Here is a 24,047-nt window from a genome sequence, read left to right as displayed (position 1 = left end):
TTGGCCGACGCGCAGCAGACTTTGATCAGGCTCTCAGCGCCGTCGCCACTGCGGCAGCCCAATCAGCACCACGGCGCCGACGATGACCAGCATGGCCAGCATCTCCGCCGGCCCGATCCGTTCACCGACGAACAGGGTGCCCAGCAGCACCGCCACCACCGGATTGACGTAGGCATAGCTGGTGGCGGCCGCCGGTCGTACCCGCCCCAGCAGATAGAGATAGGCGCTGAAGGCGATCAGGGAGCCGAACACCACCAGATAGCCCAAGGCCAGCCAGCCGCCCAGGGCCGGCCAGTGCTGCAGGCGCTCACCGCTGAGGTAGCTGGCGCCGAGCAGCGCCGCACCGGCCACCAGCATCTCCACGGCGCTGGCCATGGCTCCGCGCGGCAACGGCAGGTAGCGACTCCAGATCGAGCCGAAGGCCCAGGCCGCCGCGGCGAGCAGGATCACCGCCGCACCCAGGGGCGTGGCGCTCATGGTATCGCCCAGGTTGAGCAGGGCTATACCCAACAGACCCAGGGCGATGCCGGCCCATTCCAACAGGGTATTGCGCTGTCCCCAGAGCAGGCCGAACAGCAGGGTGAACAGCGGCACCGTGGCGATCGACAAGGCCGCGATGCCGGAGGTCACGCCCCAGTGCTCGGCGAGGGTCACGCCGCCGTTGCCGATACCCAGCAGCAGGATGCCGATCACCGCGGCCGCGGCGGTCTCGCGCGCCGTCGGCCAGGGGGTTCCGCGCAGGCGCAGCCAGCCCAGCAGCAGGCTTCCGGCGATCAGGAACCTCAGCCCCGCCATCAGCAGCGGTGGCCAGTGGGCCACGCCGATGCGGATCACCAGATAGGTGGAACCCCAGACCACATAGAGCGCGAAAAAGGCCGCCAGCAGGGGCAGCCAGCGAGGTAGGCGCGGCGCGAGGCAGGGCGAGGCGGAGGTGTCCATGCGCGAGGGATTCCTGAGGGGTCAGGCAGCCATTGTAGGAGCGCACGCCGGGACGGCTAAGATACAGTCAGGGGATAAAGGGCCGATCAGGCTTTGATTCAGCAGACTTTAGGAGCAAAGACCTTCGATTCGAAGGCAGGGGAACGGACATGGACCATATCGATCGCCGTCTCATCGACCTGCTGCTGGTGGAGGGCCGCGCCAGCTACGCGGACCTGGGTCGCCGGCTGGGACTCTCCGCGCCAGCCATCGCCGAGCGCATCGCCAAGCTGGAAGACGCCGGGATCATCACCGGCTATGGCGCCCGTATCGATCGCCGCGCCCTGGGCTATGGCACCGAATGCCTGATCTCCCTGCGCCTGCACAGCACCAGTCAGGGCCCGGTATTGAAGAAGCTGGAGGCCCTGCCCCAGCTGCTCGCCTGCCACCGGGTCACGGGTGAAGACTGCCTGATGCTGCGCGTCGCCGTACGCGACATGGGTGAACTGGAGAGCCTCATCGATCAGCTGAACCAGTTCGGCATGAGCCGTACCGTGGTGGTGCTGTCGACGCCCTTCGAGCGCCCCCTGCCGCTCCTGCCCGGCTGACGGCACGCAGAAAAAAGCCCCGGCGCCTCGCGGCACCAGGGCTGGCGGAGCGACGCCCCGTCAGATGAAGGAGTCGTCGTCGCCACTGTCGTCGAAGAAGCCGCCACCGCCGCCGGTATCGCCATAGTCGGCAGCGTCCTGGAAGCCCCCGTTATCCTGATAGCCACCGGCGTCCTGGAATCCGCCGCCATTGTCGTAGCTGGCGTTGTCCGCCCAGCCTCCCTGGGAGCCGGCATCGGCCAGGCCCTGGTCGGCAGCCGGGGTCTCATTGATGACGTTGACGATCTCCTCGGGTTGCGAATGGTGGAACAGGCCCGAAATCGCCTGAGCCGCCAGCACGCCACCGGCTACCCCGGCCGCCGTCTGCAGCGCACCGCCCATGAAACCGCCCATGCGCGAGGGCGCTGCCTGGGGTGCGCCATAGCCGGGATTGGGCTGGGCATACCCTGGATTGGGCTGGGCATACCCCGGATTGGCGGGCCGCGACGCCGCCGGACCCGGATCATTCCAGCCACGCGACGGCGCCGCGTTGGCCGCTGCCTGACCGCCCGCTGGCTGGCTGCTACCGCCACCGAAGAGGCTGGACAGGAAGCCACCGCTGCTCGGGCGATTCTGCTGGACCTGGGCCATCTGGCTTTCCAGTTCGCGGACGCGCTGGTCCAGCCGCTTGATGGCGGCTTCCTGGATCAGCATCGCCTGGGCCATGTAGTAGGGTGCCGCGGGCTGCTCGCGCAGGCGCTGCTGGATCAGCGCCTCGGCTTCCCGGTCACGGGGCGCGGTCTGGGCTTCCGTGGTCTTGAGACGGTCGAACAGACCTTCGATCAGCTGGCTTTCTTCGCGTTGCATGATGACCCTCCCGCAGACGGTCTACTGGCGGCCTTCCCCGAGGAGCGGCCTGGATGTCGAAAGGCGCAAGGCTGCGCACTGTTATGCCAGATAAAGGCGCAGCGGTTGCTTTTCAAGTTGCGTTCGCAAGGCATTCAGCACAGGTTCAGCCAGAGGCCACTGGCGCCCTTCCCATCTGAAGAGCGGCCCTGCCAGGGAGTTCCGGGTGGCGTCCAGGACTGGACAACCGGCCGGCGCTGCGGGAGTCTGAGTCTTTGCCCGCGAGGCCTGCGCATGCCGCCCCTGCTCATCCTGATCGACCAGCAACAGGGCATCCGCGCCCCGCACCTGGGCCCACGCAACCACCCCGAAGCCGAGCAGCGCCTGGCCGAGCTGCTGGCGGCCTGGCGCCAGGCCCACGCGCCCCTGCTGCATGTCCGGCACCTGTCGCGCGATCCGCGTTCGGTGTTCTGGCCAGGGCAGCCCGGCGTGGAATTCCAGCCGGCCCTGGCGCCCCTGCCCGGCGAGCCGGTGTTCGACAAGCAGGTCCCGGACGCCTTCGCCAACAGCGGGCTGGAGCGCTGGCTGCATCAGCGCGGCATCGCGTCGCTGCTGATCTGCGGCGTGGCCAGCGAGAATTCGGTGGAGTCCACGGCCCGCAGCGCCGGCAATCTGGACTTCACCACCTGGGTCGCCGAAGACGCCTGCTACACCTTCGCCAAGACCGACTTCGCCGGGCGGCCCCGCAGTGCCGAGGAGGTCCATGCGATGGCCATGGCCAACCTGCACGGCGAGTACGCCACCGTCACCTCCACCGCGGCCATGCTCGAACGCCTGCGAGCGAGCGGGTCGCCCTGCTAGACTGCCCCCCTGCCCGTCTGGAAGCGTTGCATGAACCCTGTCGATATCCTGCGCGACTCGCTGTCCTTCTTTGCCCGCAATCTGCGCCCCCTGGCCGTCCTCACCCTGCCCTGGCTGCTGCTCGAAGCCCTGCTGCGCTATCAGGTGCTGGAGCGCTTCGGCGCCAACGGCGGCCTGTGGGACATGCTGGTCAGTCTGCTCTGCTATCCGCTCTACACCGCCGCACTGCTGATCTTTCTGGAGGCGCGCACCCAGGGCAACACCCCGCGCCTGAGCGGCGTATGGGGAGCCGCCCTGCTGCTCTGGCCGCGCTTCGCCGTCCTCGCCGCCGTGACCTCGGGGCTGGTGATGCTGGGATTTTCGCTGTTGATCGTGCCGGGCTTTCTGATCATGGCCAAGCTGGCCTTTGCCGAGAACCTGCTGGTCCTGGAGGGACGGGCGCCGCTGGACGCCCTGCGCGGCAGCTTCCGGCTGAGCCGCGGGCATTTCTTCACCCTGCTGGCGTGCATCCTGGCCACGGTCCTGCCGGCCTGGCTGCTCGACGCCTGGATCACCCGGCATTTCGCCGAGGCCGCGGTGCCGGAGATCGTGCTGCAGACCCTGTCGGGCTTCCTGCAGCTGATCCCCAGCATCGCCGTCTACCGCATCTACATGCTGGTCAGGCAGAAGGCCTGACCAGGCCACTCACCACATCAGGTCGTCCGGCACCTGGTAGGCGGCGTAGGGATCGTCCGGATCAGGCTCGCCGCTCTGCACGTTGAGCAGCACCACCCGCTTGGGATCGCGCTCCTGGATGCGTTCGGCGGTAGCCCGGGGCACCACCTCGTAGCGGCCTTCGTAGCGCACGATGGCCAGACTGCCCTTGCTGAGCTTGTCTCTCATCATGACGTTGACCGACAGGCGCTTGACCTTCTTGTCGTCGACGAAGTTGTAGTAGTCCTCGGTGGTCAGCTTGGGCAGGCGGCTGGTTTCGATCAGCTGCTTGATCTGCGCCTGCTCGGCCTTGCGCTTCTTCTTCTCTTCCTGAGCGCGATTGAGCTCCTGGTCCTTGGCCAGTTTTTCCGCCTGGGCCTGCTGGACGGCCAACTCCTGGGAGCGATCCTTTTCCGCCTGCCCGCGATGCTCCATGCGGTTCTGCTTCTGCTTCTGCTTGACGGCCTGCTTGGCCTGCTTTTCATTGACCAATCCGGCTTTCAGCAGCTGGTCGCGTAGGGACATGCTCATCGATACGACTCGTCTAGATCATCCAAGGGGGCGCAGCTCGGAAGCGGCCGCGCGCCAGGGTGTCCATCCTGCGCAGCCGACGAACCGAGTGCAAGCCTTTCTCTGGGGTGAAATAATGCGGTCATGACCTATCCGCCCCTGGTTCGGGCGCTGCCGATCACAATTCGCCCATGATTACCTTAGCGATCGTCCTGCTCTTCGTCGCCAGCGTGCTTTTCGTTCACCTTCGCGGACGCGCTCGCCTGCCCTTCCTGCGTCAGCTGGTCAACCACTCGGCGGTGTTCGCGCCGTACAACGCCCTGATGTACCTGTTCTCCAGCGTGCCGTCCAAGCCCTATCTGGATCGCAGCCGCTTTCCCGAGCTGGATGTGCTCAAGGACAACTGGCAGGAGATTCGCGTCGAGGCCCTGCGGCTGTTCGACGAGGGCTACATCCGCGCGGCGGAAAAGGACAATGATGCCGGCTTCGGTTCCTTCTTCAAGAAGGGCTGGAAGCGCTTCTACCTGACCTGGTACGGCGAGCCGCTGCCCTCCGCCCAGACCCTCTGCCCGCGCACCGTGGAGCTGGTGCGGCAGATCCCCAACGTCAAGGGCGCCATGTTCGCGCTGCTGCCGGGCGGCAGCCACCTGAATCCCCATCGCGATCCCTTCGGCGGCTCGCTGCGCTACCACCTGGGTCTGGCCACGCCCAACTCGGATGCCTGCCGCATCTATGTCGACGGCCAGCCCTATGCCTGGCGCGACGGCGAGGACGTGATGTTCGACGAGACCTATGTGCACTGGGTGAAGAACGAGACCGACCAGACCCGGGTCATCCTCTTCTGCGACGTCGAGCGGCCGCTGCGCAATCGCCTGCTGACCCGCGTCAACCAGGCGGTCAGCCGCTTCCTGGGCAGCGCCACGGCGCCGCAGAACGTCGAAGGCGAACGCGTCGGCGGCATCAACCAGGCCTATGCCTTCAGCAAGAGATTCGGGGATCGTATCGGTGGCGGCGTGAAGAAATTCAAGCGGCGCCATCCCAAGGCCTATCGCATTGCCAAGCCAGTGCTGGCGGTGCTGGTGGTGATCGCGCTCTACCGCTGGATCGTCAGCTGAGGCGGCGATCCCGCGCCGGTGGCGTCAGCGGCTCCTAGCCGGAACGCTGCTGGCGCTGTCGGTGCAGCCGGGCCACCAGCTCGGCTTCGGCCTGGGACAGACCACAGGCCTGGGTGAGATCGTCGGCGCTGGCGCCCAGTCCCACCAGGCGCGCAGCCTGGGAAAACGACAGACTGGTAGGGTCGCTCTGCTCGATCTGGGTCAACCGATCGGGCAAGGGCGCCACCACCTTGGCCAGTCCCTGCACCTGTTCACCCATGCGTACCTGTCCGGCCTGGTAGGTTTCCAGGCGCTTGAGCAGGATCTGCATGCGCTTGTCGACCAGGGCCTCCCGCTCGGCCAGCTTGGCCGCCTGCTGCTGCTGGCGTTGCCAGAGCAGCCAGCAGCAACCGCCGAGGCCGGCACAGGCCAGCCCCAGGGCGACGCTGAGCAGGATAAGCCCGACGAGCATCAGATGCTTTCCAGCTCCGACCACTCTTCTTCGGTCATCAGCTTGTCGAGCTCGACCAGGATCAGCAGCTCGCCGTTCTTGTTGCACACACCCTGGATGAACTTGGCGGATTCGTCATTGCCGACGTTCGGTGCGGTCTCGATCTCCGACTGCCGCAGGTAGACCACCTCGGCCACGCTGTCGACCAGGATGCCAACGACCTGCTTGTCGGCCTCGATGATGACGATACGGGTGTTGTCGGTGACCTCGGTGGGCAGCAGACCGAAGCGCTGACGGGTGTCGATCACCGTCACCACGTTGCCACGCAGGTTGATGATGCCCAGCACATAGCTCGGCGCACCCGGGACCGGAGCGATTTCGGTGTAGCGCAGGACTTCCTGGACCTGCATCACGTTGATGCCGTAGGTCTCGTTATCCAGGCGGAAGGTGACCCATTGCAGGACCGGATCTTCGGAACCCTGTGCGGACGTTTTTTTCATGTTCCCTAGCCTCGTCAAATACCGCACGTGCGGCGAAGCGGGCGAACCCGCCGGTTAGTTGCAGCGGGCAGCCCTAGCGACGGCCACCCACCACCTGTTCAGCGAGCGCCGCCACATCCAGCAGCGCACACATCTGATCGATCACCGTACCGGCCAGCCACGGCCGGGTAGCGCGCTGGTTCCGCCATTTGACCTCGGCGGGATCCAGACGTACCGAATGGCTGACGCCGTGCACGGCCAGGCCCCAATCCAGGCCTTGCAGCGATATCACGAATTTCAGCCCCTCGCGATAGTCGTCACGGTAACGCTCGGGCATCACCCAGCGCGCCGCGTCGAGCACACGCAGATTACCTGCCTGGCAGGGTAGCAGGCCCAGGAACCAGTCTGGCTGACCGAACAGCGGCGTCAACTCTTCGTCGGCCAGCGGATAGATGGAACCCAGGCACACCAGGGGTGCGGCCAGGGTCAGGCCGGCGACGTCGAACAGCAGGCATTCGAAGGGCTCTTCACCCCACTCCGGGCGACCGTCCAGATGCACGGCGCTGGGCGGTACGCCAGCCGCTGCCACGGGCTGCGTAGCCGGGGTGCCCACAGCGATGCCTTCCACCGCCGGACGGGCCGGCTCGGCGACCGGTGCCAGTTCGGGGACGCGCCAGTCCAGTTCGATATCGGTTTCGGGCGCGAGCAGCGGCTGGGGTGCAGGCAGCAGGACCTCGGGCAGGACGCGCTCGGCCAGGGCGACCGCGGGACGCCGGGCGGCCAGCGGCACGACCCGCGGCTGCCGTGCGGCATCCCGCTCGAGTTCTTCGCGTACCGCGGCGGCGAATTCGTCTTCGCTCACGCTGGCGATCGGCGCGGCCGGCACCACCACCGGCGCCACGACAGGCGTGGCTTCGGCAGTCGGCAGTTCCAGGAACGCGTCCAGCAGCAGGGCATCGAGATAGCCCTGGAGGACACGCTGAGGACGATTGTCGAGGGACGTCGGTTGGCTCATGGCGATCTACGTGAGTGAGTTGTCCAGCCTATCGGCCGGCGGAGTGGAAAACTTGAATCAGGCGACCTGGCTGCTGGGCGCACCGTCGAGCAGATGCCGCAGCAACGCCCGGTAGGCGATGACGCCGCGGCTGTTCAGCTCGTAGCGCGACGGCACCTGGCCGGAGCGACTGGCATCGCGCAGCCGGGTATCGATGGGGATGAAGGCCTGCCACAGCTGGGCCGGATAGGTGTTGCGCAGGACCTTGAGCGTGCCGATGGAGGCCTGGGTACGGCGGTCGAACAGGGTCGGCACTATGGTGTAGGGCAGCGCCTGCTTGCGCGAACGGTTGATCATGGTCAGGGTGTTGACCATGCGTTCGAGCCCCTTGAGCGCGAGGAATTCGGTCTGGGTGGGAATCACCAGATGCTGGCTGGCTGCCAGGGCATTGACCATGAGTACGCCGAGCAGCGGCGGACTGTCGATCAACACGTGATCGAAGTCGTTCCACAGCTGCGCCAGGCTCTTGGAGATCACCAGCCCCAGGCCGCTCTGGCCAGGCGACTGCCGCTCCAGGGTGGCCAGGGCCGTGCTGGATGGCAGCATGGACAGCTGCGGATGGCTGGTGGGCAGCAGCAGACGCTGCGGCAGGCCTTCCGGAACCTGACCCCCGTGCTGGAACAGGTCGAACACGCTGTGTTCGAGGCTGTCCGGATCCTGACCGAAATAGCTGGTCAGGGAACCGTGGGGATCGAGATCCACCAGCAGGACGCGCTTGCCCTCATCGCCGAGCAACCCGGCGAGGGCAACGGTGGTGGTGGTCTTGCCCACCCCACCCTTCTGATTGGCGACAGCCCAGACTCTCATGTGCAGACTTCCTCCCGACGACACGACCAGCCGGGTCAAGGTGCCGGCGTTGGGGCCGGCGACGAAGATTTGACAGGCGCCACTCCGGGCGCCGGTTCTCCAGGCGATGCTGCAGATTGTGTGCCAGTCGACGGATTTTGCAAGGTGCTCTGCGGCCGGAACAGATCGAGATTGCGCGAGATCAGCAGCACCACCCGCCGATTGCGGGCGCGGTTGACGTCACTGGTGTTGTCGACCACCGGCTGATAGGCGCCATAGCCCACCACGGCCAGGCGCTGCGGCGCGATACCATTGCCGATCAGCAGGCGCACGATACTGGCGGCCCGGGCTGCCGACAGCTCCCAGTTGGTGGGATACAACGCCGTGCTGATCGGCCGGTCGTCCGTGTAACCCTGGACCTGAATCGGATTCTTGAAGGGTGCCAGAATCTTGGCCACCTTCTCCATGAGGCCGAAGGCGGGATTGCTCGGCAGGGAATCGCCGCTGGCGAACAGCAGGTTGGAGCTGAGCTCGATTTCCAGCCACATCTCACTGGCCTTGATGTTCAGCTGATCGCCCGCGATGAGATCGCCGAAGGTGGCCCGCACACTGTCGGCGATCTGCTGCAGCGGATCGCTGGGGGTACCCTTGGCCGGCTGGGCGGCGCTGGCATCCATCACCGTCGGCGTCACGCCGGCGGGACGCTGGTCGCCGAGGGGGATGGGTTTGAGCGAACGCTCCGGCTGGCTGAAGATGCCCGACAGGCTGTCCGAGAGCACCTTGTACTTGCTCTCGTTCAGCGAGGAAATGGAATACATGACCACGAAGAAGGCGAACAGCAGGGTGATGAAGTCCGCGTAGGAGACCAGCCAGCGTTCGTGGTTCTCGTGCTCTTCGGGACGGCGGCGGCGACGAGGCATGCGGCGTCCTCCTAGTCCAGAAAACCTTGCAGCTTCATTTCGATGGAGCGGGGATTTTCGCCCTCGCCGATGGACATCAGCCCTTCCAGCAGCATTTCCCGGTAGCGGGACTGTTGCTGCGCCAGCGCCTTGAGCTTGTTGCCGACGGGCAGCAACAGCAGGTTGGCGAAGCCGACACCATAGATCGTGGCCACGAAGGCCACGGCGATGCCGCTGCCCAGTTGCGAGGGATCGGCAAGATTCTGCATGACGTGGATCAGGCCCATCACCGCGCCGATGATGCCCACCGTGGGCGCATAGCCGCCCATGGCCTCATAGACCTTGGCGGCGGCGATGTCGCGGTCTTCCTGGCCGTAGAGGTCCACCTCGAGGATGCTGCGCAGGGCTTCGGGCTCGGTGCCATCCACCAGCAGCTGCAGGCCCTTGGCGGCATAGGGATCGGCTTCGCGAGCGACCAGGGGCTCGAGCCCCAGAAGACCTTCCTTGCGCGCCACGTTGCTCCAGTTGACCACCTTGCGGATACCGCCAGTGAGGTCCAGCCGCGGCGGCATGAATACCCAGGCCAGCATGGTCAGGGCGCGCCGCAGCACCGGCAGGCGGGTCTGCAGCAGGACGGCACCCAGGGTGCCGCCGACCACGATCAATGCCGCCGGGCCATTGGCCAGGGCGGTAAAGGAGCCGCCCTCCAGCAGGTTGCCGCCCATGATGGCGGTAAAGGCCAGCAGGATGCCGATGAGACTGAGAACATCCACGCTCAATGCCCTTCTGGCCGGAGAACGCCTGCCGTCACGAACAGGCCTCGGTCAGGTGTCTGCCGATGTCGTCCAGGCCATAGATGGCGTCGGCCAGATTGGCCTTGGCGATGGCCATGGGCATGCCGTAGATGACGCAACTGGCTTCGTCCTGGGCCCACACCTGGCTGCCGACCTGCTTGAGCATCCGGGCGCCTTCGCGGCCGTCGGCGCCCATGCCGGTCAGGACCACCGCCAGCACCTTGTCGGCATAGGCCTTGGCCGCGGAGCCAAAGGTCACGTCGACGCAGGGCTTGTAGTTGAGGCGTTCGTCACCGGGCAGGATCTTCACCATGCCGCGGCCATCCACCATCATCTGCTTGCCACCTGGTGCCAGCAGGGCCAGGCCCGGACGCAACTGGTCACCGTCCTCGGCTTCCTTGACGCTGATGCGGCAGAGCTTGTCCAGGCGCTCGGCGAAGGCCTTGGTGAAGGCGGCAGGCATGTGCTGGATCAGCACCAGAGGCGCCGGGAAATTGGCTGGCAACTGGGTAAGCACCCGCTGCAGAGCCACCGGCCCGCCAGTGGAAGTGCCGATGGCTACCAGGCGATAGTGCTTGCGCTTGGGCGGCGGCGAAGCCGGGGCGGCGGGTGCATGACCTGCTGCAGCGCCGCTAGGCGCAGCCGGACGCGCTGCCGGGCGGGCCGTGGCCGGCGCCGCGGCGGCGCTTGCGGGCGCTGCCGGCGCGACGCTGGGCGCCACGGCGAAGCGCCGATTGGACCGGGCGATATGATGGATCTTCTCGCACAGCAGCTTCTGCACGCTGGCCGGATTGCGCGAGATGTCCTCGAAATTCTTGGGCAGGTAGTCGACCGCGCCGGCATCCAGGGCGTCCAGGGTGACCCGGGCGCCTTCATGGGTGAGCGAGGAGAACATCAGCACCGGGGTCGGGCACTTCTGCATGATGTGGCGGACCGCGGTGATGCCGTCCATCATCGGCATCTCGTAGTCCATGGTGATGACATCGGGTCGCAGCGCCAGGGCCTGGTCGACCCCTTCGCGCCCGTTGCTGGCCGTGCCCACCACCGAGATGTTGGGATCGGCCGCCAGGATCTCCTTGAGCCGACGCCGGAAGAAGCCGGAATCGTCCACCACCAGTACTTTTACCGGCATACGTTGAAACTCCTAACCTTGGGCGGCGCAGGCCACCCGATGGCGCCGGGCACGGGCCCGACGCCGCTCGTACCCGACCGACTCAGAGCCCGCGACGGGCGTAGCGCTTGAGCATGCTGGGCACATCGAGGATGAGCGCGATGCGGCCGTCGCCGGTGATGGTCGCCCCGGACATGCCGGGCGTTCCCTGCAGCATCTTGCCCAGTGGCTTGATGACCACCTCTTCCTGGCCCACCAGTTGATCGACCACGAAGCCGATGCGCTGGGTGCCCACCGAGAGGATCACCACATGCCCCTCCCCCTGCTCCACATGGGCCGCATTGGGCACCAGCCAGCGCTTGAGGTAGAACAGCGGCAGCGCCTTGTCGCGCACCACCACCACTTCCTGGCCATCCACCACGTTGGTGCGGGACAGGTCGAGGTGGAAGATCTCGTTGACGTTGACCAACGGGAAGGCGAAGGCCTGGTTGCCCAGCATCACCATCAGTGTCGGCATGATCGCCAGGGTCAGGGGGACCTTGATGACGATCTTGGAGCCCTGGCCCTTGGTCGAGAAGACGTTCAGCGTGCCGTTGAGCTGGCTGATCTTGGTCTTGACCACGTCCATGCCCACACCGCGACCGGAAATGTCGGAGATCTCGGCCTTGGTGGAGAAACCCGGGGCGAAGATCAGGTTGAAGCACTCGGTCTCGGTCAGGCGATCGGCCGCGTCGCGGTCGAGCAGACCTTTTTCCACGGCCTTGTTGCGCAGCAGATCCGCGTCCATGCCCTTGCCGTCATCAGAGATCGACAGAAGGATATGGTCGCCTTCCTGCTCGGCGGAGAGCACTACGCGCCCCGCACGGGACTTGCCGTTCTCTTCACGCTCGGCCGGTCCTTCGATGCCGTGGTCGACCGCGTTGCGCACCAGGTGCACCAGCGGATCGGCCAGGGCCTCGACCAGGTTCTTGTCCAGGTCGGTTTCTTCGCCGACCAGTTCCAGGTTGATCTCTTTCTTCAGGCTGCGCGCCAGATCGCGGACCAGGCGCGGGAAGCGACCAAAGACCTTCTTGATCGGCTGCATCCGGGTCTTCATGACCGAGGTCTGCAGATCGGCGGTGACCACGTCGAGGTTGGACACGGCCTTGGCCATGGCTTCGTCGCCGCTGTTCAGGCCCAGGCGTACCAAGCGGTTACGCACCAGCACCAGTTCGCCGACCATGTTCATGATCTCGTCCAGCCGCGCGGTGTCGACCCGCACGGTGGTCTCCGCCTCGCTGGTGGGACGCTCGGCAGGCGCGGCGGCTGCCGGCTTGGGCACCGCGGCCTCGGCCACTGGCGCCGGCTTCGGCGCCGGTGCGGGAGCCGCCGGTTGAGGTGCGGCCACCGGTGCCGGCGCAGCGGCCACCGGAGCGGCTACCGCTTCCGCGGCTGCCGCGGGACCACTGAACTTGCCCTTGCCATGCAATTCGTCGAGCAGGGATTCGAATTCGTCGTCGGTGATCTCGTCACCGCTCGCTGCGGCTGCCGGAGCCGCTGCGGCCGGGGCTGCAGCGACGGGTGCCGCGGCTTCGCTGGCGACGAACTTGCCCTTGCCGTGCAATTCGTCGAGCAGGGCCTCGAATTCATCGTCGGTGATGTCGTCGCCACCGGGCGCGGCCGCGGCAGGGGCCGCAGCGGCAACTGGCGCGGCGGCCGGCGCCTCCTGGAACTTGCCCTTGCCATGCAGCTGGTCGAGCAGGGCTTCGAATTCGTCATCGGTGATGTCGTCGCCACCGGCGGCTGCCGGCGTTTCCGCTGCCGCGCTCGGCTCGCTGCCCAGGGCATCGAGCAGATTCTGGAAATCGGCATCGCTCAATTCCGGCTCGGCCGCCGCAGCGGCGACCGGAGCCGGTTCCGCGACCACTGCCGGAGCGGCAGCCACGGGCGCAACCGGAGCCGGCGCCGGCGCACTGCCGGCGGGCTCGGCCAGGCGGGCCAGGGCCGCCAGCAATTCGGGCGAGGCCGGGGTCGGCTCTTCGCGTTCACGGACCTGACCGAACATCTCGTTGACGGAATCCAGTGCTTGCAGCACCACATCCATCAGCTCGGCATCCACGCGGCGTTCGCCCTTGCGCAGGATGTCGAAAACGTTTTCCGCGATATGGCAGCACTCGACCAGGGTATGGAGCTGCAGGAAACCGGCACCGCCCTTTACGGTATGGAAGCCACGGAAAATGGCGTTCAGCAGATCCATGTCATCCGGGCGGCTTTCCAGCTCGACCAATTGTTCGGACAACTGTTCGAGAATCTCGCCGGCCTCTACCAGGAAATCCTGGAGGATCTCTTCATCGGCGTCGAAGCTCATTCCTGCACTCCCCAAGAGGGTCTGGGTCAAAAGCCCAGACTGGATAGAAGATCGTCGACGTCGACCTGAGCGGCCACGACGTCTTCACGCTTATCGGCATGAATCTGCGGACCTTCACCCTTCATCGTCTTTTCTTTTCGATTCTGTTCGATCAGCGCGGTGTGATCGTGACTGAAGCCGGTATAGCGATCGACCTGGCTGGCCATCATCACCAGCTTGACGAGGTCTTTCTCGATCTGCCCGACGAGATTGACCACGCGCTTGATCACCTGACCGGTAAGGTCCTGGTAGTCCTGCGCCAGGAGGATGTCGTTGAGCTTGGCCGACAGTTGCTCGGCGCTGCTCTCGCTGTGACTGAGGAAGGCGTCGACGCGCTTGGCCAGCTCGCGGAATTCGTCCGCGCCCATTTCCCGGCGCATGAACTTCTTCCAGTCGGCATGCACGGCCCGGGCTTCGTCGCCGAAGTTGCCTACCAGCGGAGCGCTCTCCTCCACCAGATCCATGGTCCGGTTGGCGGCGTTCTCGGTCATCTTCACCACGTAGGAGAGACGATCGGTGGCATCGCTGATCTGGGAGACCTCTTCGCCGGCCATGCCGCGCGGATCGATCTCGAAGTTGACGATGGCGTTGTGCAACTCGCGGGTCAGCTTGCCGACTTCCTGGTAGAGACCCCGATCGCGCAACTGGTTGAGTTCATTGATGACGTGCACGGCCTGGGTGAAATCGCCGCTTTCCAGGCATTTCACCAGCTCTTGGGCGTGCTGTTTGAGATTCGACTCGAAGTCGCTGAAGCTGTTGGAGCCAAGCTGATCCATAACGTCCCCGCGGCTTTCTTCAGCCGTTCACCCGCTCGAAGATCTTGTCGATCTTTTCTTTCAGCACCTGGGCGGTGAAAGGCTTGACCACATAGCCGTTCACGCCGGCCTGAGCGGCTTCGATGATCTGCTCGCGCTTGGCTTCGGCGGTCACCATCAGCACTGGCAGGGTCTTCAGGCGCGCATCGGCGCGCACCTGGCGCAGCAGGTCGATGCCGGTCATGCCGGGCATGTTCCAGTCGGTGACGAGAAAATCGAAGTTGCCGCTCTGCAACATCGGCAGCGCGGTGTTGCCGTCGTCTGCTTCGGCGGTATTGGTGAATCCCAGATCGCGCAGCAAATTCTTGATGATGCGTCTCATCGTGGAAAAATCGTCCACGATGAGGATTTTCATGTTCTTGTCCAAGTCGACCTCCGTCCTAATCCGCACACACGCCGCAAGGCGCGTCTAAGCAATCGTAGTAGCCTGAGTACCAGCCGGTTAACGCGAACGCCATTCCGCCAGCCGCGCCCGCAGGCGTGCCGCGCATTGACTGTGAAGTTGGCAGACGCGTGACTCGCTCACGCCCAGCACCTCGCCGATTTCCTTGAGGTTGAGTTCCTCGTCGTAATACAGCGAGAGCACCAGACGTTCACGCTCCGGAAGATTGGCGATGGCGTCGGCCAGGGCCTTGCGGAAGCGCTCGTCCTCCAGACCGCGACCGGGTTCGAGTTCATGCGAACCGCTCTCCTCGAGCCCATGCTCACCACCCTCCATGAGGTCGTCGAAACTGAACAGGCGACTCCCCATGGTGTCGCCAAGGATGCCGTAGTACTCATCCAGACTCAATTTAAGTTCGGCCGCGACTTCGGAATCTTTAGCGTCGCGACCGGTGCGCGCTTCCACGGCGCGAATGGCGTCGGTGACCATGCGCGTGTTGCGGTGCACCGAGCGTGGTGCCCAATCGCCCTTGCGGACCTCGTCGAGCATGGCGCCGCGGATGCGGATGCCGGCGTAGGTCTCGAAGCTGGCGCCCTTGCCGGCGTCATATTTGCGCGAGGCCTCCAGCAGGCCGATCATGCCGGCCTGCATCAGGTCCTCGACCTGCACACTGGCCGGCAGTCGCGCCAGGAGGTGGTAGGCGATGCGTTTCACCAACGGCGCATAGCGGTTGATGAGTTGCTCCTGCTGGGTACGTTCCGAGGTTTTGCTGTACATGCGAAGCCCGCTGGATGCTGTCATGCGTGGGTACCGATGGCTGGTTGCACAAGGCGCTCGACAAAGAACTCGAGATGGCCGCGCGGATTGGCGGGCAACGGCCAGCCATCGACTTTCTGAGCTACCGCACGAAAGGCCAGCGAGGCCTTGGCACGCGGAAAGGCTTCGAACACGGGGCGCTGTTTCTGCACGGCTTTGCGCACCGCCTCGTCGAACGGAATGGCGCCCACATACTGGAGGGCGACATCCAGGAATCTGTCGGTCACCTTGGTCAGCTTAGCAAAGAGATTGCGACCTTCCTGGGGCGTCAGCGCCATGTTCGCCAGGACCCGGAAACGGGTGACGCCATGGTCGCGATTGAGCAGCTTGATCAGGGCGTAGGCATCGGTGATGGAAGTGGGCTCGTCGCACACCACCACCAGGACTTCCTGGGCGGCGCGAACGAAGCTGACCACCTGGTCGCCGATGCCGGCCGCGGTATCGACGATGAGCACGTCGAGGTTTTCGCTGATGTCGCTGAAGGCCTGGATCAGACCGGCGTGCTGGGCCGGCGTCAGATTGACCATCGCCTGGGTGCCCGAGGCCGCCGGGACGATGCGGATGCCGCCCGGGCCGTGCAGCAGCACGTCGCGCAGCTCGCACTCGCCGGAGATGACGTCGGCCAGGGTGCGCTTGGGCGACAGGCCGAGCAAAACGTCGATGTTGGCAAGGCCCAGGTCGGCGTCGAGCAGCATGACGCGCCGCCCGATATCGGCCAGGGCCAAGGCCAGGTTGACCGACACGTTGGTCTTGCCGACACCGCCTTTACCGCCCGTGACCGCTATGACTTGGACGGGATGCATGCTACCCATTGCCTGATACCTTTGATTGAAATCCGTCACACTTTAGACCAAGTGCATTTGGCGTGCCCAGGCATGCGATGCACCACTACCGTTCGTCTGCGCTAACCGGCGCGGCGGGCATTGCTCTGATACAGGCCGGCAAGCATGCCCGCCATGGTTTCTTCGCTCGGTTCCTCGGGGGCCTGCAGGCTCACCGCGCGGCTCACCAGCTGGTGGTTGCGGGCCGGATGCAGGTCGTCCGGGATGCGCGGGCCGTCGGCGATGTAGGCCACCGGCAGGCGCTGGCTGATGGCCAGACCCAGGGCTTCGCCGAGACTGGCGGCTTCGTCCAGCTTGGTCAGCACGCAGCCGCTCAGGCCGCAGCGCCGATAGCTGTGGTAGGCCGCCTTGAGCACCTGGCTCTGGCTGGTGACACCCAATACCAGATAGTTGCGAATTTTCAGCTGGCGGTTGGCCAGGGCTTCGAGCTGCACCTTGAGCGCCGGATCATTGGCGGGCATGCCCGCGGTGTCGATCAGCACCAGGCGCTTGCGTGCCAGGGGTGCCAGCGCCTGGGCCAGGGACTGGCCCGGGTCGACCAGGGTCACCGGCACGTCGAGGATACGGCCGAGGGTCTTGATCTGCTCCTGGGCACCGATGCGGAAGCTGTCCATGCTGACCAGCGCCAGACTCTGGGGACCGTACTTGAGCACGTAGCTGGCGGCGAGCTTGGCCAGGGTGGTGGTCTTGCCCATGCCGGCCGGACCGACGAAGGCGACGACACCGCCCTCCTCCAGAATCTTGGCGTCGGTGGTCTTGGCCAGCTGGGCGAAGTTGGCCAGCAGCATGCGCCATGCATGGCGCGGGTCCTGGATCTTGGCGACGCTGTCGAGCAGGTGGCGGGCCAGATCGGCCGGCAGACCCATGCGCTGCAGACGACGCCAGAGGCCGGCCTGCTGCGGACGGGTGGACTGCACCTGGGTCCAGGCCATGGAGCCGAGCTGGACTTCCAGCAGTTCACGCAGGCCGCTGAGTTCGCTGCGCATGGCTTCCAGGGCGCGGCGGTCTTCCGGCGCGGCGCTGGCGGCAGGGGCGGCGGCGGCCGGCTGGGGCGCACGCGGCGGGGCGATCACCGGCTCGCGACGGCTGTCGGCGGCGCTGATGGCGCCGAGCAGCTGCTTGTCCTTGGGTGCGGCCGAGGGCACGCCCGGCGCGCGGATGCTGAGGTCGGCATGGGCCTGGGCGATCTTCGCATGGGTCTTGCGCAACTCCGCCTGCAGCTCCGCGTTGGGCGCGGCCGGTGCCGGAGCCTGGTAGTCCAGCGCCGCGGTCAGCTCGACACCACCGGCGACCCGGCGGTTGCTGAGGATGGCGGCATCCGGGCCCAGCTCGTCGCGTACCAGCTTCATGGCTTGACGCATATCGGCGGCGAAGAAACGTTTGACTTGCATGATCTAGACCTCAGCCATTCTGGCCAACGGTAGCGACGATGGTGACCTGCTTGTTGTCCGGAATTTCCTGGTAGGCCAGTACACTCATGTTCGGCGCCGCCATCCGCGCGAAGCGGGACATCATCCCGCGGATCGCACCGGCTACCAGCAGCACCACTGGCTTACCCATCATTTCCTGACGCTGCGCTGCCTCGATGAGGGAACGCTGCAGTTTTTCAGCCATGCCAGGCTCGAGGAACATGCCGTCCTCGGCGCCTTGACCGGCCTTCTGCATACTACTTAGCAACATCTGTTCCAACCTTGGCTCAAGGGTGATAACAGGCAGCTCAGGCTCCATTCCAACGATGTTCTGGACGATTGCGCGGGACAAGGCGACCCGTACGGCACCGGCGATGGCGGCGGGATCTTGACTCCGCGGACCGACGTTGGCGATGGCTTCGGCGATGGTACGGATGTCGCGGACCGGGACCTGCTCCTGCAGCAGTTGCTGGAGGATCTTGAGCAGGGTCGACAGGGAGACGATGCCGGGCACCAGCTCCTCGGCCAGCTTTGGCGAACTCTTGGCCAGTACCTGCAGCAGTTGCTGGACCTCCTCGTGGCCGATCAGCTCGTGGGCGTGCTTGAAGAGCACCTGGTTGAGGTGGGTGGCGACCACGGTGCTGGCATCGACCACGGTGTAGCCGAGGGACTGGGCCTGGTCGCGCTGGGTGACGTCGATCCAGACCGCCTCCAGACCGAATGCCGGATCCTTGGCGGCGACGCCGTTGAGGGAGCCATAGACCTGACCGGGGTTGATGGCCAGTTCGCGATCGGGATAGATCTCGGCTTCGGCCACGCTGACGCCCATAAGAGTCAGACGATAGGCGTTGGGCAGCAGGTCCAGGTTGTCGCGGATGTGTACCGACGGCATGAGGAAACCGAGGTCCTGGGACAGCTTCTTGCGCACGCCCTTGATCCGCGCCAGCAACTGGCCACCCTGGTTGCGATCGACCATGGGGATCAGCCGGTACCCGACTTCCAGACCGACCATGTCCACCGGGGTGACGTCGTCCCAGCCCAGCTCCTTGGCCTCGGCCGGACGCTGCACGGGAGCCAGGTCCTGCTGCTTCTTGGCTTCGACCTCGGCGGTCTGCTTGGCCTGGCGCTGACGCTTGTAGATCAGCCAGGCACCGGCAGCGGCGGCGCCACCCAGGCCGAGGAACGGCAGGTGCGGCATGCCCGGCACCAGGCCCATGGCGATGATGATGAAAGCCGAGACCGCCAGCGCCTTGGGCGAGGCGAACATCTGACGATTGACCTGCTGACCCATGTCTTCGGCAGAGGACACCCGGGTGACCATGATGGCTGCGGCGACCGACAGCAGCAGCGAGGGAACCTGGGCGACCAGGCCGTCACCGATGGTCAGCAGGGCGTAGATGCGCGCCGCTTCGCCGAACGGCAGACCGTGCTGGGCCATGCCGATGGCCATGCCGCCGATGAGGTTGATGAAGAGGATCAGCAGACCGGCGACGGCGTCACCACGGACAAACTTGCTGGCACCGTCCATGGAACCGTAGAAGTCGGCTTCCTGGCCCACTTCGGTCCGACGCTTCTTGGCTTCGGCCTGGTCGATGATGCCGGCGTTCAGGTCGGCGTCGATGGCCATCTGCTTGCCGGGCATGGCGTCCAGAGTGAAACGCGCCGACACCTCGGAGATGCGGCCGGCACCCTTGGTCACCACCACGAAGTTGATGATCATGAGGATGGCGAACACCACCGCACCGACCACGTAGTTGCCGCCGACCACCACCTCGCCGAAGGCCTGGATGACCTTGCCCGCGGCGTCGTGACCGTCCTGGCCGTGCAACAGCACCACGCGGCTCGAGGCCACGTTCAGCGCCAGGCGCAGCAGGGTCGACACCAGCAGGATGGTCGGGAAGACCGCGAAATCCAGCGGCCGCAGGGCGTAGACGCTGACCAGCAGGACCACGATCGACAGGGCGATGTTGAAGGTGAACAGCACGTCCAGCAGGAACGGCGGCATCGGCAGGGTCATCATGGCGAGCATCGCCAGGACGGCCAGCGGCACGCCCAGGTTGCCGCGAGCCAGACCGCGCATGTTGCCCATCATCATGGATTTGTCGACTTTCACACCCATTCCTCGCTTGCCGGTGCCGTCGTCACGGAAAGTTGACGCAGCGCACTGTTCGCAGGGGCTTGAGCAAGCTCCGGGCCAACTGCTCAAGACCTTGAATCAGCGAGGTTTTCCGAGAGGTGATACAGGACTGGTTACGGATCGCCGGACTCGTCGGCTGAACCGTGGGCGGAGGCCATGAGTCTGTCTAGGGACCCGCGCTAGCGCGCCTATCCGAGGAACATCACCATGAAAATCTGGACCGCGACCCTGTTGGCCACCTGCCTGGTCGGCACCGCCCAGGCAGCCGAATCCCTGACGATCCCGCTGAACAAGGTCACGACCGACGGTGTGGGCGAAAGTGTCGGCAGCGTGCAGGTGACCCGCTCCAAGTACGGTCTGGTCTTCACGCCGGATCTCAAGGGCCTGGAGCCCGGTATCCATGGCTTCCACGTTCACACTAAGCCCAACTGCGGCGCGGCCGAGGTGAACGGCACCCTGACCGCGGGCGGCGCGGCGGGCGGCCATCTGGATCCGCGCAACACCGGCAAGCATAGCGCGCCCTGGTCGGACGACGGCCACCTGGGCGAATTGCCGGCGCTCTACGTGACCGCCGACGGCCAGGCCACCCAGCCGGTGCTGGCGCCCCGCCTGAAGCGCCTGGAAGAGCTCAAGGGCCATGCGTTGATGGTGCATGCCGGTGGCGACAACTACGCCGACCAGCCCAAGCCGCTGGGCGGTGGCGGCGCACGCGTCGCCTGCGGCGTCATCAAGTAGGCGCCTTCCCCTCCTCATCCCGCCGCAGATCCGGCGGGATGGGCAGATCGGACAGCTTGGGCTTGCGCCCGCGTCCGGCCCGGAATTGCCTGAGCTGATAGACATAGGCCAGGACCTGAGCCACGGCCACATAGAGTCCGGCCGGAATCTCCTGATCCACCTCGGTGGAGAAATACACCGCGCGCGCCAGCCCTGGCGATTCCAGCAGCGAGACCTGGTGTTCCTGGGCGATCTCGCGGATCTTCAGCGCGGTGAAATCGCTGCCCTTGGCCACCAGCACCGGCGCCCCGCCCTTGGCCACGTCGTACTTGAGCGCCACGGCGAAGTGGGTCGGGTTGGTGATGACCACATCGGCATTGGGCACCTCGGCCATCATCCGACGCTGGGCCATCTGCCGCTGCATCTGGCGGATCTTGCCCTTGACCTCGGGCTTGCCCTCGGCGTCCTTGTATTCGTCCTTGATCTCCTGCTTGGTCATCATCAGCTTCTTGCGGTTGCTGAAGATCTGGAAGGGCACGTCCACCGCGGCGATGATCAGCAGCCCCAGGGCCAGCAGCAGGGTGGCATGCCCCACCACCTGCATGCTGTGCAGGAGCGCCTGCTCGGTCGGCAGCTTGGCGATCTGCAGCAGGGCCGTGCGCTCGCTCATCAGCACCAGCACCGACACGCCGAGGATGATGAAGAACTTGCCCAGGGCCTTGAGCAATTCCACCAGGGAATTCTTGGAAAACATCCGGGCGATGCCGGACATGGGATTCATCCGGCTCGGTTTGGGCGCCAGCATCTTGCCGGAAAACAGGAAGCCACCCAGGGCGATATGGCCAACGATGGCGGCGATCACCACCAAGGCGATCATCGGCAGCATCCCGATCATCGCCGCCTTGCCCGAGGCCAGCAGGAAGGTGCCCATGAAGCGTTCGTCCATGACCTCTTCGCGCCGTAGGGAGAAGTTGCTGCGCATCACCTCCAGCAGCTTGCCGCCCAGGAAGGCGCCGTACATCAGCAGGCCGCCGACCCCCGAAAGCATGACCGCCACCGTGCCGAGTTCGCGTGATCGCGGGAGCTGCCCCTCCTCCCGGGAATCACGCTTGCGTTTCTCTGTGGGGTCTTCTGTACGGTCTTCGCCATCGGATTCAGCCATGCGGCATATCTCCTAGCGGGCTCGGGCGAGTTCGCGCAGCCATTGCAGCGCCTCGCTGGCGAGACTTTCATAGTGGGAGAGGATGTCGGCGGTGCCGAGCCAGACGATGACCATGCCCAGCACCACGATCAGCGGCATGCCGACGGAAAAGATGTTCAGCTGCGGCGCGGCGCGGGTCATGATGCCAAAGGCGATGTTGACTACCAGCAGCGCGGTGATGGCCGGCAGCACCAGCAGGATGCCGGCGCCCATGACCCAGCCCAGCCGCCCGGCGACCTGCCAGAAGTGCTCGACGCTCAGGGTATCGCCCACCGGCAGGGTAACGAAGCTTTCGGCGAGGATCTCGAACACCACCAGATGGCCGTTCATGGCCAGGAACAGCAGCGTCACCAGCATGGTGAAGAACTGGCCCATGACCGGGGCCGAGGCGCCGTTGACCGGGTCGATCATGGACGCGAAGCTCAGACCCGCCTGGGTCGAGATGATCTGCCCCGCCACCACGAAGACATGGAAGAACAGCTGCAGGCTGAACCCCATCACCGCGCCGATGAGGATCTGTTCGACGATCAGCGGCAGCGCCTGGGGACTGATGGCATCCACCTGTGGCATCGGCGGCAGGGTCGGCACCAGCACCAGGCTCAGGGCCAGGGCCAGATACATCCGCACCCGCACCGGGACCAGGGTGGTGCCGATGATCGGCATGGTCATCAGCAGCGCGGCGATGCGAAACAGCGGAAACAGGAAGCTGCCGACCCAGCCGCCGATCTGGGCGTCGCTGAGGGCGAGCATGGGCTAGCCGATCAGCCGCGGGATGTTGGCGACCGAGGTCTGGATGAATTCCATCAGTTGCCGGACCATCCAGGGCCCCAGCACGATCAGCGTCAACAGGGTGACGATCAGCCGCGGCAGAAAGCTCAGGGTCTGTTCGTTGATCTGGGTCGCCGCCTGGAAGACCGCCACGATCAGACCGACGATCAGACTCGGCACCACCAGCACCGCCACCAGCAGCGCGGTAAGCCAGAGACCCTGGCGGAACAGATCGACGGCGACTTCAGGGGTCATTTCGCTTCTCCACGCAAAGGGGGCACCGCTAGACGGTGCCGAAGCTGCTGGCCAGGGTACCCATGATCAGCGCCCAGCCATCCACCAGCACGAACAGCATCAGCTTGAACGGCAGGGAGATGATCATCGGCGACAGCATCATCATGCCCATGGCCATCAGCACGCTGGCGATCACCAGGTCGATGACCAGGAAGGGAATGAAGATCATGAAGCCGATCTGGAAGGCGGTCTTGAGTTCGGAGGTGACAAAGGCCGGCACCAGGATCGACAAGGGCGCCTGGTCGGCGCTGGGGATGTCGGTGCGCTTGGACAGCCGCATGAACAGGTCCAGGTCCGATTGCCGGGTCTGCCCCAGCATGAAGTCCTTCATCGGCACCTGCGCCCGGGCGATGGCGTCCTGGGCGCTGAGTTGTTCGTTCAGATAGGGCTGCACGGCGGTGCTGTTGATGCGGTCGAACACCGGCGCCATGATGAACAGCGAGAGAAACAGCGCCATGCCCACCAGCACCTGGTTGGACGGCGTGGTCTGCAGGCCCAGCGCCTGGCGCAGGATGGCGAAGACGATGACGATGCGGGTGAAGCTGGTCATCAGCATGACGAACGCCGGGATGAAGCTCAGCGCCGTCATGATCAGCAGGATCTGCAGGCTGACCGAATACTCCTGCTGCCCCTGGCCGTTGGTGCTCAGGGTAATGGCCGGGATCGACAGCGGATTGGCCTGCCCGGCCTGCTGCGCCAGCGCCAGGGGCGCGAACAGCAGCACGGCCAGGCCCAGCAGCCAGCCCAGGGTGCGCCCGAGGTTGGCCGGGAGACGCGAAGAGATCATGGTTTCGCCTTGGGATCGCGGCTGATGAGTTCCAGCAGGCGCTGGGCGAATTCCGGCGCCGGCGCCTCGGTCTCGCCCGGTCGCACCGGCTCGCGCAGGCTGTGCAGCGGCGTGATCCGTCCGCCGGCGACACCGATCAGCAACTGCTCCTGGCCGACCTGAACCAGCACCAGCCGCTCGCGCGGGCCCAGGTGCTGGGTGGAGATGACCTTGATCACCTGCTGACCGCGCGGACCCTGCTGCTGCACCCGGCGCACCAGCCAGGCCAGGCCGAGAATCAGCGCGATCACCAACAGCAGACCGAGCAGCAACTGACCGACCTGCGCCCCCACATCCAGCCCCGGCGAGGTGGCTTCGGCGGCACGCGCGGTCAGGGGCAGGAGACCCAGCGGCAGGAGCAGACTCTTCATGGA

27 protein-coding genes are annotated in these 24,047 nt (G+C 65.6%); 5 read left to right on the top strand and 22 right to left on the bottom strand.

What is annotated here, in order from left to right; all coding sequences use genetic code 11:
* Positions 1-33: 33 nt before the first annotated feature.
* The gene (gene yedA / locus POR01S_RS00765; protein ID WP_042133022.1) at positions 34-939 is read right to left on the bottom strand and encodes a drug/metabolite exporter YedA; all 906 of its coding nucleotides are present in this window, start codon (positions 937-939) and stop codon (positions 34-36) included.
* 149 nt (positions 940-1,088) lie between these two features.
* Here yedA and POR01S_RS00760 point away from each other — a divergent pair, with 149 nt between their 5' ends.
* Positions 1,089-1,526, top strand: a complete 438-nt coding sequence (locus POR01S_RS00760) for an Lrp/AsnC family transcriptional regulator (protein WP_042133020.1) — start codon at positions 1,089-1,091, stop codon at positions 1,524-1,526.
* A gap of 60 nt (positions 1,527-1,586) precedes the next feature.
* Here POR01S_RS00760 and POR01S_RS00755 read toward each other — a convergent pair whose 3' ends face one another.
* Positions 1,587-2,372, bottom strand: coding sequence for a DUF2076 domain-containing protein (locus POR01S_RS00755; RefSeq protein WP_042133018.1), 786 nt, complete (start codon positions 2,370-2,372; stop codon positions 1,587-1,589).
* A gap of 273 nt (positions 2,373-2,645) precedes the next feature.
* Here POR01S_RS00755 and POR01S_RS00750 point away from each other — a divergent pair, with 273 nt between their 5' ends.
* On the top strand, positions 2,646-3,212 hold the full coding sequence (locus tag POR01S_RS00750) for a cysteine hydrolase family protein (protein WP_042133016.1): 567 nt from the start codon (positions 2,646-2,648) through the stop codon (positions 3,210-3,212).
* A 30-nt stretch (positions 3,213-3,242) separates the two neighbouring features.
* Positions 3,243-3,887 carry a YciC family protein gene (locus POR01S_RS00745; RefSeq protein WP_027597960.1) on the top strand — a complete coding sequence of 215 codons (645 nt, stop codon included), beginning with the start codon at positions 3,243-3,245 and terminating at the stop codon, positions 3,885-3,887.
* 9 nt (positions 3,888-3,896) lie between these two features.
* Here POR01S_RS00745 and POR01S_RS00740 read toward each other — a convergent pair whose 3' ends face one another.
* Positions 3,897-4,436, bottom strand: a complete 540-nt coding sequence (locus POR01S_RS00740; protein ID WP_007160354.1) for a DUF2058 domain-containing protein — start codon at positions 4,434-4,436, stop codon at positions 3,897-3,899.
* Positions 4,437-4,606: 170 nt separating this feature from the next.
* Between POR01S_RS00740 and POR01S_RS00735 the strand changes: the two genes are divergently transcribed.
* Entirely contained in the window at positions 4,607-5,530 is a 924-nt protein-coding gene (locus tag POR01S_RS00735; RefSeq protein ID WP_027597962.1) for an aspartyl/asparaginyl beta-hydroxylase domain-containing protein, read from the top strand.
* Between the two features lie 34 nt (positions 5,531-5,564).
* Here the strand turns inward: POR01S_RS00735 and POR01S_RS00730 are convergent, their stop codons facing one another.
* The 14 genes from POR01S_RS00730 to flhA all read right to left on the bottom strand — a co-directional run bounded on the left by POR01S_RS00730 (position 5,565) and on the right by flhA (position 19,852).
* Positions 5,565-5,981, bottom strand: coding sequence for a DUF2802 domain-containing protein (locus POR01S_RS00730; protein WP_007160356.1), 417 nt, complete (start codon positions 5,979-5,981; stop codon positions 5,565-5,567).
* On the bottom strand, positions 5,981-6,460 hold the full coding sequence (locus POR01S_RS00725; protein WP_007160357.1) for a chemotaxis protein CheW: 480 nt from the start codon (positions 6,458-6,460) through the stop codon (positions 5,981-5,983). The genes POR01S_RS00730 and POR01S_RS00725 overlap by 1 nt, the downstream gene beginning before the upstream one ends.
* A gap of 73 nt (positions 6,461-6,533) precedes the next feature.
* Positions 6,534-7,454 carry a chemotaxis protein CheW gene (locus tag POR01S_RS00720; protein WP_027597963.1) on the bottom strand — a complete coding sequence of 307 codons (921 nt, stop codon included), beginning with the start codon at positions 7,452-7,454 and terminating at the stop codon, positions 6,534-6,536.
* Positions 7,455-7,511: 57 nt separating this feature from the next.
* A complete protein-coding gene (locus POR01S_RS00715) occupies positions 7,512-8,300 on the bottom strand; it encodes a ParA family protein (protein WP_027597964.1) in 789 nt (262 codons plus the stop codon).
* Positions 8,301-8,335: 35 nt separating this feature from the next.
* On the bottom strand, positions 8,336-9,199 hold the full coding sequence (gene motD / locus POR01S_RS00710; protein ID WP_042133012.1) for a flagellar motor protein MotD: 864 nt from the start codon (positions 9,197-9,199) through the stop codon (positions 8,336-8,338).
* A gap of 11 nt (positions 9,200-9,210) precedes the next feature.
* Complete coding sequence (locus POR01S_RS00705; protein ID WP_027601693.1) at positions 9,211-9,951, bottom strand: flagellar motor protein; 741 nt, start codon at positions 9,949-9,951, stop codon at positions 9,211-9,213.
* 34 nt (positions 9,952-9,985) lie between these two features.
* Positions 9,986-11,104, bottom strand: a complete 1,119-nt coding sequence (locus POR01S_RS00700; RefSeq protein WP_027597966.1) for a protein-glutamate methylesterase/protein-glutamine glutaminase — start codon at positions 11,102-11,104, stop codon at positions 9,986-9,988.
* 82 nt (positions 11,105-11,186) lie between these two features.
* Positions 11,187-13,430, bottom strand: coding sequence for a chemotaxis protein CheA (locus POR01S_RS00695; RefSeq protein ID WP_042133010.1), 2,244 nt, complete (start codon positions 13,428-13,430; stop codon positions 11,187-11,189).
* A gap of 26 nt (positions 13,431-13,456) precedes the next feature.
* Positions 13,457-14,245: a protein phosphatase CheZ gene (locus POR01S_RS00690; protein ID WP_007160364.1), complete on the bottom strand. Its 789-nt coding sequence runs from the start codon at positions 14,243-14,245 to the stop codon at positions 13,457-13,459.
* Between the two features lie 19 nt (positions 14,246-14,264).
* Positions 14,265-14,639 carry a chemotaxis response regulator CheY gene (locus tag POR01S_RS00685; RefSeq protein WP_169853335.1) on the bottom strand — a complete coding sequence of 125 codons (375 nt, stop codon included), beginning with the start codon at positions 14,637-14,639 and terminating at the stop codon, positions 14,265-14,267.
* Positions 14,640-14,726: 87 nt separating this feature from the next.
* The gene (fliA, locus tag POR01S_RS00680; RefSeq protein ID WP_027597968.1) at positions 14,727-15,467 is read right to left on the bottom strand and encodes an RNA polymerase sigma factor FliA; all 741 of its coding nucleotides are present in this window, start codon (positions 15,465-15,467) and stop codon (positions 14,727-14,729) included.
* Positions 15,464-16,294 (bottom strand): flagellar synthesis regulator FleN, encoded by an 831-nt coding sequence (gene fleN / locus POR01S_RS00675; protein WP_017642087.1) that lies wholly within the window; start codon positions 16,292-16,294, stop codon positions 15,464-15,466. Before fleN ends, fliA begins: the two co-directional genes overlap by 4 nt.
* Before the next feature lie 92 nt (positions 16,295-16,386).
* The gene (flhF, locus tag POR01S_RS00670) at positions 16,387-17,715 is read right to left on the bottom strand and encodes a flagellar biosynthesis GTPase FlhF (protein WP_042133008.1); all 1,329 of its coding nucleotides are present in this window, start codon (positions 17,713-17,715) and stop codon (positions 16,387-16,389) included.
* Between the two features lie 10 nt (positions 17,716-17,725).
* The gene (gene flhA, locus POR01S_RS00665; protein WP_027601690.1) at positions 17,726-19,852 is read right to left on the bottom strand and encodes a flagellar biosynthesis protein FlhA; all 2,127 of its coding nucleotides are present in this window, start codon (positions 19,850-19,852) and stop codon (positions 17,726-17,728) included.
* 225 nt (positions 19,853-20,077) lie between these two features.
* Between flhA and sodC the strand changes: the two genes are divergently transcribed.
* Complete coding sequence (gene sodC / locus POR01S_RS00660) at positions 20,078-20,605, top strand: superoxide dismutase family protein (protein WP_007160370.1); 528 nt, start codon at positions 20,078-20,080, stop codon at positions 20,603-20,605.
* Here sodC and flhB read toward each other — a convergent pair.
* From flhB to fliO, 5 genes are read right to left on the bottom strand one after another with little or no spacing between them, the layout of a single operon-like run.
* On the bottom strand, positions 20,598-21,746 hold the full coding sequence (gene flhB / locus POR01S_RS00655) for a flagellar biosynthesis protein FlhB (RefSeq protein ID WP_042133005.1): 1,149 nt from the start codon (positions 21,744-21,746) through the stop codon (positions 20,598-20,600). The genes sodC and flhB overlap by 8 nt on opposite strands.
* A gap of 12 nt (positions 21,747-21,758) precedes the next feature.
* Positions 21,759-22,535 carry a flagellar biosynthetic protein FliR gene (gene fliR / locus POR01S_RS00650; protein ID WP_027597971.1) on the bottom strand — a complete coding sequence of 259 codons (777 nt, stop codon included), beginning with the start codon at positions 22,533-22,535 and terminating at the stop codon, positions 21,759-21,761.
* Between the two features lie 3 nt (positions 22,536-22,538).
* A complete protein-coding gene (fliQ, locus tag POR01S_RS00645; protein ID WP_027597972.1) occupies positions 22,539-22,808 on the bottom strand; it encodes a flagellar biosynthesis protein FliQ in 270 nt (89 codons plus the stop codon).
* A 28-nt stretch (positions 22,809-22,836) separates the two neighbouring features.
* Positions 22,837-23,634, bottom strand: a complete 798-nt coding sequence (fliP, locus tag POR01S_RS00640; RefSeq protein WP_027597973.1) for a flagellar type III secretion system pore protein FliP — start codon at positions 23,632-23,634, stop codon at positions 22,837-22,839.
* Positions 23,631-24,044: a flagellar biosynthetic protein FliO gene (gene fliO, locus POR01S_RS00635; protein ID WP_027597974.1), complete on the bottom strand. Its 414-nt coding sequence runs from the start codon at positions 24,042-24,044 to the stop codon at positions 23,631-23,633. Before fliO ends, fliP begins: the two co-directional genes overlap by 4 nt.
* Positions 24,045-24,047: the final 3 nt, after the last annotated feature.

The sequence above is a fragment of the Pseudomonas oryzihabitans NBRC 102199 genome (assembly GCF_000730625.1).
Classification (GTDB): domain Bacteria; phylum Pseudomonadota; class Gammaproteobacteria; order Pseudomonadales; family Pseudomonadaceae; genus Chryseomonas; species Chryseomonas oryzihabitans.
The sequence above is the reverse complement of the archived record's forward strand: the minus strand, read 5'-3'. Positions and strand labels throughout refer to the sequence as shown.

Coding starts and splice junctions, on each gene's coding strand:
- POR01S_RS00755 (WP_042133018.1), bottom strand. CDS start 2,372: ATGCAACGCGAAGAAAGCCAGCTGATCGAAGGTCTGTTCGACCGTCTC.
- flhF (WP_042133008.1), bottom strand. CDS start 17,715: ATGCAAGTCAAACGTTTCTTCGCCGCCGATATGCGTCAAGCCATGAAG.
- fliO (WP_027597974.1), bottom strand. CDS start 24,044: ATGAAGAGTCTGCTCCTGCCGCTGGGTCTCCTGCCCCTGACCGCGCGT.
- motD (WP_042133012.1), bottom strand. CDS start 9,199: ATGCCTCGTCGCCGCCGCCGTCCCGAAGAGCACGAGAACCACGAACGC.
- fliR (WP_027597971.1), bottom strand. CDS start 22,535: ATGCTCGCCCTCAGCGACGCCCAGATCGGCGGCTGGGTCGGCAGCTTC.
- yedA (WP_042133022.1), bottom strand. CDS start 939: ATGGACACCTCCGCCTCGCCCTGCCTCGCGCCGCGCCTACCTCGCTGG.
- POR01S_RS00730 (WP_007160356.1), bottom strand. CDS start 5,981: ATGCTCGTCGGGCTTATCCTGCTCAGCGTCGCCCTGGGGCTGGCCTGT.
- POR01S_RS00720 (WP_027597963.1), bottom strand. CDS start 7,454: ATGAGCCAACCGACGTCCCTCGACAATCGTCCTCAGCGTGTCCTCCAG.
- POR01S_RS00695 (WP_042133010.1), bottom strand. CDS start 13,430: ATGAGCTTCGACGCCGATGAAGAGATCCTCCAGGATTTCCTGGTAGAG.
- flhA (WP_027601690.1), bottom strand. CDS start 19,852: ATGGGTGTGAAAGTCGACAAATCCATGATGATGGGCAACATGCGCGGT.
- fliA (WP_027597968.1), bottom strand. CDS start 15,467: ATGACAGCATCCAGCGGGCTTCGCATGTACAGCAAAACCTCGGAACGT.
- sodC (WP_007160370.1), top strand. CDS start 20,078: ATGAAAATCTGGACCGCGACCCTGTTGGCCACCTGCCTGGTCGGCACC.
- POR01S_RS00700 (WP_027597966.1), bottom strand. CDS start 11,104: ATGCCGGTAAAAGTACTGGTGGTGGACGATTCCGGCTTCTTCCGGCGT.
- POR01S_RS00685 (WP_169853335.1), bottom strand. CDS start 14,639: ATGAAAATCCTCATCGTGGACGATTTTTCCACGATGAGACGCATCATC.
- fliQ (WP_027597972.1), bottom strand. CDS start 22,808: ATGACCCCTGAAGTCGCCGTCGATCTGTTCCGCCAGGGTCTCTGGCTT.
- POR01S_RS00725 (WP_007160357.1), bottom strand. CDS start 6,460: ATGAAAAAAACGTCCGCACAGGGTTCCGAAGATCCGGTCCTGCAATGG.
- POR01S_RS00760 (WP_042133020.1), top strand. CDS start 1,089: ATGGACCATATCGATCGCCGTCTCATCGACCTGCTGCTGGTGGAGGGC.
- flhB (WP_042133005.1), bottom strand. CDS start 21,746: ATGGCTGAATCCGATGGCGAAGACCGTACAGAAGACCCCACAGAGAAA.
- POR01S_RS00735 (WP_027597962.1), top strand. CDS start 4,607: ATGATTACCTTAGCGATCGTCCTGCTCTTCGTCGCCAGCGTGCTTTTC.
- POR01S_RS00715 (WP_027597964.1), bottom strand. CDS start 8,300: ATGAGAGTCTGGGCTGTCGCCAATCAGAAGGGTGGGGTGGGCAAGACC.
- fliP (WP_027597973.1), bottom strand. CDS start 23,634: ATGATCTCTTCGCGTCTCCCGGCCAACCTCGGGCGCACCCTGGGCTGG.
- POR01S_RS00750 (WP_042133016.1), top strand. CDS start 2,646: ATGCCGCCCCTGCTCATCCTGATCGACCAGCAACAGGGCATCCGCGCC.
- POR01S_RS00690 (WP_007160364.1), bottom strand. CDS start 14,245: ATGGATCAGCTTGGCTCCAACAGCTTCAGCGACTTCGAGTCGAATCTC.
- POR01S_RS00745 (WP_027597960.1), top strand. CDS start 3,243: ATGAACCCTGTCGATATCCTGCGCGACTCGCTGTCCTTCTTTGCCCGC.
- fleN (WP_017642087.1), bottom strand. CDS start 16,294: ATGGGTAGCATGCATCCCGTCCAAGTCATAGCGGTCACGGGCGGTAAA.
- POR01S_RS00740 (WP_007160354.1), bottom strand. CDS start 4,436: ATGAGCATGTCCCTACGCGACCAGCTGCTGAAAGCCGGATTGGTCAAT.